This is a genomic window from Paracoccus sp. TRP, assembly GCF_000185925.1.
GTDB classification, from domain to species: Bacteria; Pseudomonadota; Alphaproteobacteria; order Rhodobacterales; family Rhodobacteraceae; genus Paracoccus; species Paracoccus kondratievae.
Map to the genome: position 1 here is coordinate 43392 of NZ_AEPN01000001.1, position 13590 is coordinate 56981.

At 61.9% G+C, this 13590-nt stretch carries 13 protein-coding genes; 8 read left to right on the forward strand and 5 right to left on the reverse strand.

Annotated features, from left to right (window positions below; translation table 11 throughout):
• Positions 1-73 precede the first annotated feature (73 nt).
• Genes PARACOCCUSGL_RS0100180 through PARACOCCUSGL_RS0100190 form a run of 3 tightly spaced genes read left to right on the forward strand, consistent with a single transcriptional unit; the run spans position 74 to position 2837 of the window.
• A complete protein-coding gene (locus PARACOCCUSGL_RS0100180; RefSeq protein WP_010391844.1) occupies positions 74-1426 on the forward strand; it encodes a TldD/PmbA family protein in 1353 nt (450 codons plus the stop codon).
• Entirely contained in the window at positions 1413-2234 is an 822-nt protein-coding gene (locus tag PARACOCCUSGL_RS0100185; RefSeq protein WP_010391846.1) for a 3'(2'),5'-bisphosphate nucleotidase CysQ, read from the forward strand. The genes PARACOCCUSGL_RS0100180 and PARACOCCUSGL_RS0100185 overlap by 14 nt, the downstream gene beginning before the upstream one ends.
• A gap of 57 nt (positions 2235-2291) precedes the next feature.
• Complete coding sequence (locus tag PARACOCCUSGL_RS0100190) at positions 2292-2837, forward strand: flavin reductase family protein (protein WP_010391848.1); 546 nt, start codon at positions 2292-2294, stop codon at positions 2835-2837.
• On the opposite strand, the gene PARACOCCUSGL_RS20130 is transcribed toward PARACOCCUSGL_RS0100190, so the two are convergent.
• From PARACOCCUSGL_RS20130 to PARACOCCUSGL_RS0100215, 5 genes are all read right to left on the reverse strand, one after another.
• Positions 2834-3169 (reverse strand): DUF2867 domain-containing protein, encoded by a 336-nt coding sequence (locus PARACOCCUSGL_RS20130; protein ID WP_083825799.1) that lies wholly within the window; start codon positions 3167-3169, stop codon positions 2834-2836. The two genes, PARACOCCUSGL_RS0100190 and PARACOCCUSGL_RS20130, sit on opposite strands and share 4 nt — an antisense overlap.
• A 232-nt stretch (positions 3170-3401) precedes the next feature.
• Entirely contained in the window at positions 3402-4052 is a 651-nt protein-coding gene (locus PARACOCCUSGL_RS0100200; RefSeq protein ID WP_010391852.1) for a membrane integrity-associated transporter subunit PqiC, read from the reverse strand.
• Between the two features lies 1 nt (position 4053).
• Complete coding sequence (locus PARACOCCUSGL_RS0100205; protein ID WP_010391854.1) at positions 4054-6126, reverse strand: intermembrane transport protein PqiB; 2073 nt, start codon at positions 6124-6126, stop codon at positions 4054-4056.
• Between the two features lie 2 nt (positions 6127-6128).
• Positions 6129-6776 (reverse strand): paraquat-inducible protein A, encoded by a 648-nt coding sequence (locus tag PARACOCCUSGL_RS0100210; protein WP_010391857.1) that lies wholly within the window; start codon positions 6774-6776, stop codon positions 6129-6131.
• Positions 6773-7453, reverse strand: coding sequence for a paraquat-inducible protein A (locus PARACOCCUSGL_RS0100215; protein WP_010391859.1), 681 nt, complete (start codon positions 7451-7453; stop codon positions 6773-6775). The genes PARACOCCUSGL_RS0100210 and PARACOCCUSGL_RS0100215 overlap by 4 nt, the downstream gene beginning before the upstream one ends.
• A gap of 271 nt (positions 7454-7724) precedes the next feature.
• Between PARACOCCUSGL_RS0100215 and PARACOCCUSGL_RS0100220 the strand changes: the two genes are divergently transcribed.
• From PARACOCCUSGL_RS0100220 to PARACOCCUSGL_RS0100240, 5 genes are all read left to right on the forward strand, one after another.
• Positions 7725-8525 (forward strand): flagellar motor protein MotB, encoded by an 801-nt coding sequence (locus PARACOCCUSGL_RS0100220; RefSeq protein WP_010391860.1) that lies wholly within the window; start codon positions 7725-7727, stop codon positions 8523-8525.
• Between the two features lie 87 nt (positions 8526-8612).
• On the forward strand, positions 8613-9956 hold the full coding sequence (locus tag PARACOCCUSGL_RS0100225) for a flagellar hook protein FlgE (protein WP_010391862.1): 1344 nt from the start codon (positions 8613-8615) through the stop codon (positions 9954-9956).
• A gap of 56 nt (positions 9957-10012) precedes the next feature.
• On the forward strand, positions 10013-11470 hold the full coding sequence (flgK, locus tag PARACOCCUSGL_RS0100230; RefSeq protein ID WP_010391864.1) for a flagellar hook-associated protein FlgK: 1458 nt from the start codon (positions 10013-10015) through the stop codon (positions 11468-11470).
• Positions 11467-12486: a flagellin gene (locus tag PARACOCCUSGL_RS0100235; RefSeq protein ID WP_010391868.1), complete on the forward strand. Its 1020-nt coding sequence runs from the start codon at positions 11467-11469 to the stop codon at positions 12484-12486. Before flgK ends, PARACOCCUSGL_RS0100235 begins: the two co-directional genes overlap by 4 nt.
• 53 nt (positions 12487-12539) lie before the next feature.
• Positions 12540-13583, forward strand: a complete 1044-nt coding sequence (locus PARACOCCUSGL_RS0100240) for a flagellar basal body P-ring protein FlgI (protein WP_050804141.1) — start codon at positions 12540-12542, stop codon at positions 13581-13583.
• The last annotated feature ends 7 nt before the right edge of the window (positions 13584-13590 follow it).

Sequence of the window (13590 nt, forward strand, 5' to 3'; positions counted from 1 at the left end):
GCGCCCTGAGGGATGCTTTCGCGGGGGTCGGGCATTGTCCGCGCCCCCGCATTCATTTTACAAGGTGAACCGCATGTCAGAATTCGACCGACTCGAGACTTTGACGCAGCAGCTGCTGGCTGCGGCGCGCAAGGCGGGCGCCGAGCAGGCGGATGCCGTGGCGCTTGAAGCTGCCGCCGTCTCGGTCGATGTGCGGGGGGGGCATCTGGAACATGCCGAACGCGCTGAGGGGGTCGAAATCGGCCTGCGCGTGCTGATCGGTGGGCGACAGGCCTGCGTTTCGGCCTCGGACCGCTCACAGCGCACCATTGAAGAGATGGCCGCGCGGGCGGTTGCCATGGCGCGCGAAGCTCCGGTTGACGATACGCTGGGCCTTGCCGAACCCGGGCAACTGGCGCGCGACACCGACAACAGCGGGCTGGACCTCTTTGATCACGGCCGCGAGCCGACACCAGAAGAGCTGCAAGAACTGGCGCTGCGCGCCGAGGCAGCAGCACTTGCCGTTGATGGTATCTCCAAGATCGAATCCTCTGGCGCCAGCCACTCGCAGCGCCGGATGTGGCTGGCCGCGACCAACGGTTTCTCGGCTGGCTATGGGCGCAGCGGCCACAGCCTGTCCACAGTTGCAATCACCGGCGAAGGGCTGGCGATGGAGCGGGACTGGGCCGGGGAAAGCCGTGTTCATGCCGCCGACATGCCCTCGCCCGAGGAAATCGGCCGGCTGGCCGCTGAACGCACCGTCGCCCGGCGCGGCGCAAAGAAACCGCCGACCGGAGCCTTTCCTATCCTGTATGATGAACGGGTGGCGTCGGGGCTGATCGGGCATCTGGTCTCGGCGGTGAATGGCGCTGCGGTAGCACGTGGGGCAAGCTGGTTGCGCGATGCGCTTGGCGAACAGGTGCTGCCCAAGGGCTTTGACCTGCGCGAAGATCCCCACCGGCCGCGCTATGGCTCATCCCGCATCTTTGACGCCGAAGGGCTGGCGACCGCGCCCCGGCTGATCGTTGCGGATGGTGTCCTGCAGGGGTGGACGCTGGATCTGGCAACGGCCCGCAAACTGGAAATGGAGTCGACCGCCAGCGCCATGCGCGGGGCGGGTAGCCCGCCCTCGCCCGGCGTGACCAATCTGGAACTGACCCCCGGTGACCGCTCTGCGCAAGAGCTGATCCGCGAGATGGGGCGCGGCCTGATCGTCACCTCAATGCTTGGCGCCTCGATCAACGGCACCACCGGCGATTACTCGCGCGGGGCCGGCGGTTTCTGGGTCGAGAATGGCGAAATCGCCTATCCGGTCAATGAATGCACTATTGCCGGCAACCTGCGCGACATGCTGCTGCGCCTGATTGCGGCAAATGACCTGCATGACTGGCGGTCGATGCGCGTGCCCAGCCTGCTGGTCGAAGGGATGACCGTTGCCGGCGAGTGACCTTGCACTATTAGAGCAAGCCGCGCATGAAGCTGGCGAAATCGCGCTGCGCTACTGGCGGCGCGAACCGCGCTTTTGGGACAAGGACGGCGGTGCAGGTCCGGTGACCGAGGCCGATCTGGCCGTCAATGAACATCTTGAGCGACTGCTGCGCAGCGCACGCCCCGATTACGGTTGGCTTAGCGAAGAAAGCACCGACGACCCGGCCAGGCTTGAGGCCGAGTACTGTTTCATCATCGACCCGATCGACGGGACCCGCGCCTTTATCGACGGGCAGACCGGGTTTTCCAATGCGCTGGCACTTGCACGCGGCGACCAGGTGGTGGCGGGCGTGGTCCATTTGCCAGCCATGGGCATCACCTATACCGCCTTGGCCGAGGGACCGGCCCTGCGCAACGGCCAGCCTATCGCGCCCTCGGCCCACAGCTTCGAGGGCGCGCATGTCCTGACCGGCAAGCCCAGCCTGGACCCGGTGCATTGGCGCGGCGTAACGCCCCCGCTCAAGCGTGGTTTCCGACCATCGCTGGCCTGGCGGCTGTGCCTGGTGGCGGAAGGACAGTTCGACGCGGCGCTGTCGACCCGCCCGGCCTGGGAGTGGGATGTGGCGGCGGGCAGCCTTGTCGCCGCCCGTGCCGGCTGTACGGTCAGCGAATTGTCCGGCACCCCGATGCATTTCAACGCTGCGCGCCCGCTGACCGACGGGCTGGTTGTGGCAGCACCCGCGCTGCACGATCAGTTGCTGGCCGCCATGACACCACGCAAAGGACGTTCAGGCAGCCAGCTTGATGCCCCGCCGCACGGCAGCTAAAAAGGACCAAAGGCCGGAGCCGCTCTGGTCTAGTCCCGCAGACGACAGGGCGCGAATATGAGCCGTCTTCCCCCCGCGACCCGCGACCGGCTGGCCGACGCGATCACATTTCATCCGGCCACGGCCGAAGCACGCTTGCTGCGCGAGGCGCTGGGGCGCTTTGCCACCGGCGTCACCGTCGTTACCACCGCCGACCCGCAGGGCCGGATCGGGATGACGGTGAACAGTTTTTCCAGTGTCTCGCTTGAGCCGCCGCTGGTCCTGTGGTGCCCGGCCCGCTCTTCGACCCGGCACGACGCGTTTGCCGGGGCCAAGGCATGGTCGGTCCATATTCTGGGCTCGGAACAGCTGGAAACCTGCCTGCGCTTTACCCGCGGCGGTCGCCAGTTCGAAGGGCTGGAGACCGCCGAAACCGCCGAGGGCGTCCCGGTTATCCCCGGTGTTGCCGCGCGTTTCGACTGCGCCGCACATGCCGTGCATGAGGCTGGCGATCATTCGGTGCTGATCGGCAGGGTGCTGCGGGTGACCGTGGCCGGACCGGGCGACCACCCGCTGGTCTTTGCCGCCGGACGTTTTGGCCAGTTCCAGCCCGACGCAGGCTAATCGCGCTTTAACCGCCGCAGCAGGAGGGTGCGTACGATCAGCCGATGCGCCGGTCCTGCAACCACCATATAGGCCCGGCCACAGCGGTTATGCGTCACCACAGATGAAGTGATCGCCAGCTCTGCCCCTTGGGTCGAAATGCAGGTCATCACATCCAGATGCCGGTCCCGCTCGTTCAGCACCAAAAGGTCGGGTGTGGACTGTTCGACCAGAAAAGAACCCAGCTTTTCAGCCACACGCGCGTTGTCGCCAGGCTCTCGGCCCGACCCGCCGATACGCCGGACCCCGAACCGCACCGAGACCGCATCGCGGATGCGAAAGGTCAGCCTCATCAGCGGCAAAGGATGGCCGCAGATGTAATTTCATGCTTCAAGCGTGATCGGTGGCTGAAGCCGCCCATCTTTTACTGGTTACGGCAATTCAACTGCTCGCGTGCAGCCACCAGCGGCACGTTGTGGATCTGATCTGCCTTGCACCATGTCTCGCGTCTCCGTCACTGTGCTGCGGACACCAGCCCAGGTGACGCCGTCGACACATAAAACGGACAAACCCCGCAGCCGGGCCTTAGCTGCCCTCAAGCGGGGGCAGCGGCTGCGAAAAGATGTCGTCAATGCGTGGCACCGGTGCCGATGAGGTGGCAATCGCCCGGCCCGGCCCCGACAAGGTGGCGATCTGGCGGGCCAGCTGGGCAATGGCCTGCGACTGGGCGCGAGCTATGGCGGCGGGCCCGTCATTCGTCAGCGGCACCGATATGTCAAAGCTGCGCGCATGGTTCGCGCCGCCCGCCCCTTCGTTCGAGACGAAATAGCGCCCGCTGAGCCGATAGTTGCCGTCGGCCTGCGCCAGCGCCTTTTCGACCCGCACCTCAAGCCGGCGCTTGGGCGGCTCGGCCAAAGGCCACGGCTCGGCGATCACCGTGGCGCCGGACAGGTCCGAGATGCTGCGTGCCAGCGTCTGCGTAAAGGCGCGCTGCGGGGTGTCAGCCCAAAGCTGTTTGGTGTTCGAACGCACCGCCCCGTCTTCGGTCTGCCAGCTAACCTCATCGCCCGAGGCATATTGCGGCAGGGACACGTCCTTAAGCTCGGCCGTGCCCAGACGGTCAGGAACGCGCGCGCCGCTGCTTGGCGGATCGATCAGGTAGCGCGCTGTCTTTTCACCGTTCGAGCAGGCACCAAGCAGGGCGAGGCAGGCGGCAGAAGCAAGGATGAGGCGCATCTTATCGTCCCAGGATGAAAGCTTGCGGATTGCGTTCGATGGTGCGCGCCAGACTGCCAAAGGCATTGGCGGCGCGGCGCATCTCGCGCATCAGGTTGATGGTTTCGTTATTGAAGCTTGACCGTTCGCCATAGGCGGCCATCACGGCATCGGCCCGCGCGGCCAGGGCCTCAAGCCGGGCCGAAAGCTGCGGCAGGCGCTTGGCAGCGTCCGAAACATCCTGCGCTGCCGTACTGGCCGAGGCCAGCGCCGTGTTCAGACTGCCCGCGGCATTGCCGTCGCGCAGATCGTTCAGCAGACCCGAAGCCGCCTGCAGCGTCTCGGACAGGTTCTTGGGCAGTTGCTCGGCGTCCTCGGTCCCCAGCAGGGCACGGACATCGCGCAGAATACCCTCGGCTTCGTTGCCGATGGCGGCAAAGTCCACCGCCTCGATCTTGGCGGCGGCGGCGTCTATCTGATCGACCATCGCTGGCACATCGGCAGCGGCCAGCTTGACCGCCTCGGCGGCGGCGGCAGCTTCGTCCACCATGCGGCGCACCTGACCGACCGCGCCGGATTCGCGCAACTCGGTGGTGACCTGACGGATCTCGCCCGCAGCGGCCTGCGCATCCTCAAGTGTTCCGCGCAAAGCAGCAGGAATGGCGCGGGTGTCTTCGCTGCTGGCGATGGCGGTGATGCTGTTCATCATGTCGGTGGCGGACTTCAGCGCCTCTTCGATCGGCAGATCGCCAACCCGGGCAAGGAAGCCCTGTGCAGTCTCGCTGAAATCCGAAATATCGCCCGGCACCGAAGGGATGATCGGATAGGGCTCGCCCGAGCGGTCAAGCTCGGCCGGGGCGGCCTCGGACAGCGAGACCAGTTCCACCTGCAGCGAGGTACCAAAGAATCCGGCGCTGGCGACCCGCGCACGCAGCCCCGCCTGAACCTGACGGGCAAGGAAGTCCAGCGCGTCTTCATGTGGCGCGTCCTCGGACAGGCCCAGACGGGTGGGGTTGATGACCAGCGTCACCTCTTGCTCGACATGTTCGCGGCCCTGATCGTCGGTAATGATCCGCGCCGCCAGATTGCTGACATGGCCGACCGTCAGGCCCATGAACTGTACATTCGCGCCCTTATCCAGCCCTTTGACCGATTCACCAACACGCATGAGAACGCGCAGCGCGGTTGAGTCGTCCTCGGCCAGCTTGTTCGCCTGCGCGGTGGCCTGATCGGTTTGCAGGGTAAAGACATGCCCGTCCTCGACCGGTCGCCCGCCCGAAGTCAGGGTGGCGAACTCGGCCCCGCCTTGCAGCACCGACGCCAGCGAGTTCACATTCAGCGACAGACCCTGCGCCCCAAGCGAAACGGAAAAGCCCGAGGTATCCCAGAACACCGTATTGGTGGTCAGCCGCTTGTCATGGGGTGCGGCGATAAAGACATCGGCCAAAACGGATTCATCAGTTTCGGACAGGCGCAGGTTCTGCATCTGCCCGACCGGCAGGCCACGGAACATCACCGGCGCGCCCTCGGTCATACCGCGCGAACGTTCCGCCGACAGCACGATCCAGGTGCCTTTCTCGCCAAAGCTGGTCAGCGGCGGCTTGTCGAGCCCCTGGAACCGGGTCTGCGGGTCGTCCGGTTTGTCATCCCAGAACCCTTCGATAAAGGCACCGGTCAGCACTGTATCCAGTCGCGAAATCCCCTGCGCCGAGACCTGCGGCCGCACGATCCAGAACTGTGCCTCTTTGTCGATGAAAGGGGCAAGGTCCTTGTCCACGCGCATATTGACCAGAACCTGCTGAAGATCGTCGGTAAAGCGCACCGATTCGACCTTGCCGACGGTGATCTCGCGGAACTTCAGCGCCGTCTCACCAGGAGTGATGCCGGTTGCATCCTTGAACGCGACCGAGATCAACGTGCCGCGGCTGGCAATCATGTTCCAGCCAACGCCCAGCGTGACAATCAGCGCCAGAATGGGCACCAGCCAGATCAGCGGCAGGCCGGGTCGCACCGGACGAGCGGCGGGCTTGCGGGCAGGATCAGCAGGTTTCAGCGGGGTATTGTCGCTTTGCGTGGGCGAAGGCCTGTCCGTCATTCCTAGTCCTTGCGGCTGCGCAGCGGTAAGCCGCGCCAGATCAGTCTTGGATCAAAACTTTGCGCGGAAAGCATGGTGAAGGCAACTGACAGCGCGAATGAGACAGCTGCCGGTCCCGGATGGATCGAGGCAACAAAGCCAAGCTGCACCAGTGCCGACAGGATCGCGACGACAAAGACGTCGATCATCGACCAGCGGCCAATGAATTCGACCACCTCATAAAGATGCAACCGCTTATGCGCCGCGCTTACCGTTGCCGGCCGCCCCGCGACCAGCGCCAGCCAGCTGATGGAGACAAATTTGGCGATCGGCACGATGATCGAGGCGATAAAGACAATCGCCGCAACACCATAGTTGCCATAATGCATCAGATCGACCACCCCACCCAGAATGGTGGATTCGCTGCTGCCCTTGATCCCGCCCAAGGTTGAGGTCTTGAGCATCGGGAACATGTTCGCCGGAATGTAAAAGATGAACCCGGCCACCAGCCAGGCCCAGACCGCGTTCAGACAGCGCCGGTCAGGCGGCAGCAGCTCTGCGCCGCAACGCTGGCAGATCGCCTCGCCTTCCGGCCAGACCCGGCCGCAGCTGCGGCAGCCAACCAGCCCGGCGCGATGGGCGGTCAGGATCGGCCCGTCATGCGTGCTCATGCGCGGATCTCGGGCGTCATTTCGCGCCCGTCCGTGGCAACACCGGCGTCCTCGATGGCGTCCCAGATGGTCGCAGCACTGGTAAAGGCGTTGCTGGCCGCATTGACCACGATCAGCCCGCAAAAGGCCCAGAAGGCCGGGCCGAAACTGATATTTGCCAGCCCGCCCACCTTGACCAGCGCAAGCGCCGTGCCGATGACAAAGATCTCGGCCATGGACCACGGCCTCAGCGCCTCGGACAGGCGAAAGGCCGGGACGGCATGGGCATAGGGCGGGCGTCTGCGTGACAGGGGCCAAAGCGTATAGACCAAAAGCACCGCCCGCAGCACCGGAAGCCCGATGATCGAGCCAAGCAGCGCCACCGTCAGCGGCATCAGCCAGCCGTGGGAAAAGGCCAGCGCCACCCCGAAAAGCGAGGTCTGGTTGCCAAACCCCATGCGCGAGATTTCCAGGAACGGAAAGAACACCGCCCCGACCATCAGCACCAGCGAGGTAAAGGACAGCGCAATGATGCGGGTAAAGGCACCTGCGCGCGGACTGGCCAGCACGGTATTGCAGCGTATGCAGCGCGCAGTTTCGCCCGGCTCAAGCTCGCGCTCGATATGCAGCGCGTCGCAGCGCGGGCAGGCAATCAGCCCCGCGCCGGTGGTCAGATCATATGTGCCTTCGCTCTGCATTCCGTCAGAATATCGGGCCGCCGCCGCTGCGCAAGACGCGACAGAAGCGTGACAGAAGCGATTCGGCACCGGTGACATTGGCGCACCAGGCCACCCGCGCAGGGCCCAATAACATCACACGGCATGGCAGACATGATATTTAAAAGAAATCATGTACTTGAACGCGCCCTCATCACCCCACATGCAGGAAATACATGGTATTTGAAGCGTTAACTGGATTTTCACCGCGTTGCGAAAGACCTTCCCCGGCGAGCAGAGAAAGGGAAAGTTCATGGCCGGCAACGGCGGCGGCGCGCCAATCATCATCAAAAGGGTCAAAGGCGGAGATTCGGGCGGCCATCATGGCGGCGCCTGGAAAGTTGCCTATGCGGACTTCGTGACCGCCATGATGGCGTTCTTTCTGCTTATGTGGCTGCTGAACGCCACGACTGAAAAGCAGCGCAAGGGGCTGGCGGATTATTTCAACCCGACCATCGTCCAATCGGTGCAAAGCGGTCGTGACGGCCCCTTCGGCGGTGAGATTCAGGATGCCGAAACGAATTCGGGACAGGGTGCGGGCGCATCGCGCGACACCTTTCTTGCCCGCGCACTTGAAGAGCAAGAGGCCGAGTTCGAAAAGATAGCCCGCCATATCCAGAACCAGCTGACCGGCAGCGGGGCAGAATCCCTGCAAAAGGTCAATCTGCTGCGCCATGTCATAACCCGCATGACAGACGAAGGGTTGGTGATCGAGCTGACCGACCTGGTGGACGAGCCTCTTTTTGTCGGCGACAGCGCCCAGCCCACCCCAACGATGATCGAGCTGTCCCGGATTTTGTCGGACATTCTTGGCCGGGTCCGAAATCAGGTTGCGGTCAACGGCCATGTGCGCGCCTATCCCGAAATGCTGATCCACTCTCCGGTCTGGGCACTGTCGGACGCGCGCGCCCATACGCTGCGCAACCTGCTGGAAGTGGCCGGCTTTGACGAAAAGCGTATTCAGCGCGTCACGGCTTTTGCTGATCGGCGCAACCGCTCTGTCAATCCAATGGACCCGAACAACAACCGGATAGAGGTGATTTTATTAAGATGACCCGGCCAGATCGGGTGCCGTTAGGAGCATGTTAACCCGAGACGGGCAGACTTCCTACAAGAACGACTCATACAGGGTGACAACAGAATGTCGATTTCATCTGCCCTCAGCGCCGGGGTTTCGGGGCTGGCCGCAAACTCTACCCGCCTGGCGAATATTTCAGATAACATCTCGAACTCAGGCACCTATGGCTACAAGCGCGTCAATACCAGCTTTGAAAGCATGGTGATCAACCAGGCCCGGGGCGACGGATTTTATACCGCTGGCGGGGTGCGCGCCAGCAGCAGCCGCGCGATTGATCAGCGCGGCAACCTCGTGTCAACCTCGCATCCGCTTGACATCGCCATTGCGGGCCGTGGCATGCTGCCGGTACTTGATGCGTCGTCGGTACGCGCAGGCGAAAGTGCAACATCATCCAACCTGCTCATGACCTCGACCGGGGCATTCCGGATTGATGAACAGGGCTACCTGCGCACCGATTCAGGTCTGGTCCTGACCGGCTGGCCAGCAAATAGCGACGGCACCATCCCTGCGCAGTCGCGCAATTCGGCTGGCGGGTTGCAGCCAATCATGATCAACGCAAGCCAGACCGCCGCCGCGCCAACCACACGAATCAACCTGGGCGTCAACCTGCCCGCGGATGAGGCGGTGGGTGATGCGGCCGGCACCGCACGCAAGGTCGAGGTCGAATATTTCGGCAACCTCGGCAATTCGGAAAAAATGGAGATCACCTTCAAGCCGGATGTCTCCGGCACGGCGGGGGCACGAACGAACCGCTGGACAATGGAGATCCGTGATAAGGCGATTACCGACGATCCGTCCACCCCGGATGATGAGTCGCTGATCGGCGTCTACACTCTGGAGTTCGACAATAGCCAAAGCGGCGGCGGCACCTTGTCGAAGGTTACTACCGACGCCGGAGGCGCCTATGATCCTGAAAAAGGTACACTGACGGTTCCTGGTGCGAACGGCCCTATAACCATCAACCTTGGGCGCTATGGCGACAGTCAGGGCCTGACCCAGCTCAGCACGGATTTCACATCCGCCAATGTGACCAAGAATGGTTCGCCCGTCGGCAGCCTGACCGCGCTTGAAATCGACGAGAATGGCTCTCTGCAGGCAACCTATGACACCGGCTTCACCCGTACCTTGTATCAGGTTCCGCTGGTGGACGTTCCGAATCCAAACGGTCTGATCGCAATGGACAACCAGACCTACAAGATCTCACCTGAATCAGGGGCCTTCTACCTTTGGGACGCAGGCGATGGCCCGACCGGATCGGTCGTGGGCTATGCACGCGAAACATCAACGACCGATGTCGCAGCAGAGATGACCGATCTGATTCAAACCCAGCGCGCCTATACCTCCAACGCCAAGATCATTCAGACGGTCGATGAGATGTTGCAGGAAACAACAAACCTCAAGCGCTGACGCTGATCGGGACGATCTCGGACCATCCCGCATTATAGAAAAGCAAGGATTTGTTTATGAGTATTTCATCGGCTATCTCAAACGCCGTATCGGGCCTGACCGCGGCTTCGCGGGGCACCGAGGTCGTCTCTGCCAACATCGCCAATGCATTGACTCCCGGCTATGCACGCCGGGAGCTGAACCTTTCTACCCGCTCCCCCCAAATGGGCGGCGGCGTGCACATCGGCGGTGTCAGCAGGCTGATCAACAAAGGACTGCTTGCCGATAACCGGTTGGCTAAGGCAAGTTTGGGTGCCTCGGAAACCACTGCCGCCTTTCACGCCGCTATGGAAAAGACCTTCGGGGCCGGAACTGAGCGCACCTCGCTGGTTCAGGCCCTGACCGATTTTGAAACCGCGCTGACCAGCGCCGCATCGCGTCCGGACAGCGAGGCGCGCCTGTCGGGCGTGGTCGATGCAGCCGGAGCACTGGTTAAAAAGATCAACGACATTTCGGCGTCGATCCAAAAGGAACGCGCAAAGGCAGACAAAACCATCAGCCAGGACGTAACACGGGTAAACGATGCGCTCGAACAGGTGGCAAAGCTGAACAGCCAGATCGTCGTCCTTGCCGCCCAAGGCAAGGACACCGCTTCCTTGGTCGACGCACGTCAGGCCGCGATTGACGAAATTTCGGGCATCTTGCCGCTTCGCGAAGTTCCGCGTGAAAATGGTCAGGTCTCGCTGTTCACACCAGGTGGAATGGCGCTGTTGGATGGCACCAAGCCGGTGCGAATTGGTTTCAGCGCCGCCCCGGGCATCAGTGCCGGGATGTCGGTCGAGAATGGCGACCTTTCCGCTCTGACCTTTGACGGCACCCCCCTCACCGCCGCGCAGCAGGCAATGTTGGGCAAGGGCAGCCTTAGCGCAAATTTTGCCATCCGTGATCAAATCGCTCCCGCCTACCAACAGCAAATCGACGCCTTCGCGCGTGAGATTTATGCGCGCTTTTCCGATCCCGCCCTCGCTTCGTCGCTGACTGAAAATGATCCGGGGCTGTTCACAGATGCTCAACACGCGCTTGATCCCGACAATGAGCCCGGTTTCGCCAGTCGTATCGCCCTCAACTCTTTGGTTGTCCCCGATCAAGGTGGGCAATTGTGGCGGCTTCGGGCTGGGATCAATGCCGATGGGCCGGGCGACGCCGGGGAAAGCGAACTTCTGAGCCGTCTGGCGAAAGCAATAACAGATACCCAAAGCCCGGCTTCGTCCAACCTCTCTGACACACAACGCAGCTTGCAGACGCTTTCCGCTGAGCTTTCCTCGAAAGCGGCGACGAGCCGGCTGACTTCGGAAGCAACCGCGCTGCAAGACCGTTCGCGCCAGTCCGGCCTCAAGGAAGCACTTCTCGCTGACGGCGTAGACAGCGACAAGGAAATGGAAAGCCTGCTGGCCCTGGAGCGCGCCTATTCGGCTAATGCCAAGGTCTTTCAGACCGCTAATGACATGCTTGACGCTATCCTGAGGTTGACATGAGCTCTTTCTCCTCCATCGGCGATCTCACCCGCCCGCATCAACTCCGGCTGGGTCAATATACGTTAAAGGCCAAGCTCAACCGCCTGACTCAGGAGGTCACCACAGGCATCAAGTCGGATATTGCCAAGGCCGTCGGCGGTGATCTATCGGAAATCTCGCATATTGATTCGCGCCTGAAAATACTGACCACGCTTCAGCAGAATGCCTCAGAGGCCGGGATCCGGCTGGAGGCCATGCAGTTGGCATTGGGTCAAGTCCAGTCCCTGACGGACGACCTTGGTCCCAAGCTCCTTGTCGAGGCAGAAAATCTTGAGCCCAGCGACCTGATCTTGCGGGCTCAGGATGTCGAACAAAGCCTCCGTCAGGTGTTCAACGCACTGAACGGTAATGTAGGCGGTCACTATGTTTTCTCGGGTACGCGAAATGATCGCGCACCGCTCGGCGGCTTTGAAACCATGCTGTCCGAACTGAAAACTGCTGTCGCGGGGGCGACAACTGCGGCTGATATCACCAAAAAAATTGACGCCTGGTTCGACGCCCCAGCCGGAGAGGGCGGCTTCACCGACCTGATCTACCAAGGTGCAGATGCTAAAGGTCAGCAGGTTCCTATCTCATCAGAACACCATACCGGCAGCCGTTTGACTGCAAATTCTCCAGAACTGCGGGACGCATTAAAAGGTATGGCGATCATGGCCTACATTGCCTCGGCCGGCCAAACCATTGACGCGACCAACCTTCGAGAACTCTTCACCGAGGCCGGCGGCCTGCTCATCAAAGCAACTACCGGGTTAACCAGTGCCCGAGCTGAATTAGGTCAGCAGCAAGCGCGGGTGACACAAGCGCAAGCCCGGAATGCTGCCGAAGTGACAGCATTCTCAATCGCGCGCAACGCTCTGATCGGAGCAGATCCTTTTGAGGCCGCAACAGCGTTAAAAGAAACCGAAGCAAGCATTGAAAGCCTCTACATCCTCACGAACCGGCTTTCCCGCCTTAGTCTGACGGAGCACCTGTCGTGAGGTTTCTTTGCCTTCTTCTATTGCTGCTTGGCATCATCCATCCCAGCTTTGCCATGCCGGTCCGCATCAAGGATCTGACCAATGTCGATGGCGTCAGAGGCAATGATCTGGTCGGCTATGGCCTCGTCGTCGGCCTCAACGGCTCCGGCGACAGTCTGCGCAACGCTCCCTTTACCGAAGAAATCATGGCTGGTCTTCTGGAACGGCTCGGCGTGAACGTAACTGACGAAGCATTTCGGCCAAAGAACGTTGCAGCAGTGATCGTGACAGCCACACTGCCTCCTTTTGCCCGAACCGGATCACAGATTGATGTGAATGTGGCCGCGATCGGCGACGCGAAAAGCCTTTTGGGCGGGACTCTGGTGATGACACCGCTGAACGCCGCCGATGGTGAAATCTATGCCGTCGCACAAGGCGCAGTACTAGCCGGCGGGGTCGAGGCCTCGGGTGCTGCCGCTTCCGTCGTGCAGGGCGTGCCAACGACAGGCATGATCCCGTCTGGCGCCAGAATCGAAAGAGAGGTCGCCTTTGACTTTTCACAGATGACCAATCTGCGTCTGGCACTAAGAAATCCCGATTTTACCACTGCAGCGAGGGTGGAGGCGGCGATCAACCAAAAGCTCGGCCGGGGCCTGGCTGAAATGATCGATTCAGGGACTATTGCCATCGACCTTACATCCCAAGGCCGTCTGAATCCGGCGCGCATGATGGGCCAGATCGAGAATATCGTCGTCGAACCAGAAACCGCTGCCCGGGTGGTCATAGATCACAAGTCCGGCACCATCGTCATGGGGAAAGATGTCCGCATTTCGCGCGTGGCTGTATCACAGGGCAACCTGTCGCTGCAGGTGCGCGAAACTCCCGTAGTGTCGCAGCCCAACCCCTTCGCCCCGGGTGAAACTGTCGTAGTACCTCGGACAGAGGCTGCCATCACTCAGGACCCCGGAATCGGTTTTGCCGAAGTCACTGGAGAATCATCTCTTTCTGATGTTGTTGCTGGGCTCAACGCGCTTGGCGTTCGCCCACGTGACATGATCGACATTCTGAAAACGATCCACGCCGCCGGCGCGCTGCACGCCGAATTCGTCGTGAACTGAGCAGCTT

What these genes read in the sequence shown, in the direction of transcription:
- PARACOCCUSGL_RS0100180 (WP_010391844.1), top strand. Translation starts at nt 74, where the DNA reads ATGTCAGAATTCGACCGACTCGAGACTTTGACGCAGCAGCTGCTGGCT.
- PARACOCCUSGL_RS0100190 (WP_010391848.1), top strand. Translation starts at nt 2,292, where the DNA reads ATGAGCCGTCTTCCCCCCGCGACCCGCGACCGGCTGGCCGACGCGATC.
- PARACOCCUSGL_RS20130 (WP_083825799.1), bottom strand. Translation starts at nt 3,169, where the DNA reads ATGAGGCTGACCTTTCGCATCCGCGATGCGGTCTCGGTGCGGTTCGGG.
- PARACOCCUSGL_RS0100200 (WP_010391852.1), bottom strand. Translation starts at nt 4,052, where the DNA reads ATGCGCCTCATCCTTGCTTCTGCCGCCTGCCTCGCCCTGCTTGGTGCC.
- PARACOCCUSGL_RS0100205 (WP_010391854.1), bottom strand. Translation starts at nt 6,126, where the DNA reads ATGACGGACAGGCCTTCGCCCACGCAAAGCGACAATACCCCGCTGAAA.
- PARACOCCUSGL_RS0100210 (WP_010391857.1), bottom strand. Translation starts at nt 6,776, where the DNA reads ATGAGCACGCATGACGGGCCGATCCTGACCGCCCATCGCGCCGGGCTG.
- PARACOCCUSGL_RS0100215 (WP_010391859.1), bottom strand. Translation starts at nt 7,453, where the DNA reads ATGCAGAGCGAAGGCACATATGATCTGACCACCGGCGCGGGGCTGATT.
- PARACOCCUSGL_RS0100220 (WP_010391860.1), top strand. Translation starts at nt 7,725, where the DNA reads ATGGCCGGCAACGGCGGCGGCGCGCCAATCATCATCAAAAGGGTCAAA.
- PARACOCCUSGL_RS0100225 (WP_010391862.1), top strand. Translation starts at nt 8,613, where the DNA reads ATGTCGATTTCATCTGCCCTCAGCGCCGGGGTTTCGGGGCTGGCCGCA.
- flgK (WP_010391864.1), top strand. Translation starts at nt 10,013, where the DNA reads ATGAGTATTTCATCGGCTATCTCAAACGCCGTATCGGGCCTGACCGCG.
- PARACOCCUSGL_RS0100235 (WP_010391868.1), top strand. Translation starts at nt 11,467, where the DNA reads ATGAGCTCTTTCTCCTCCATCGGCGATCTCACCCGCCCGCATCAACTC.
- PARACOCCUSGL_RS0100240 (WP_050804141.1), top strand. Translation starts at nt 12,540, where the DNA reads ATGCCGGTCCGCATCAAGGATCTGACCAATGTCGATGGCGTCAGAGGC.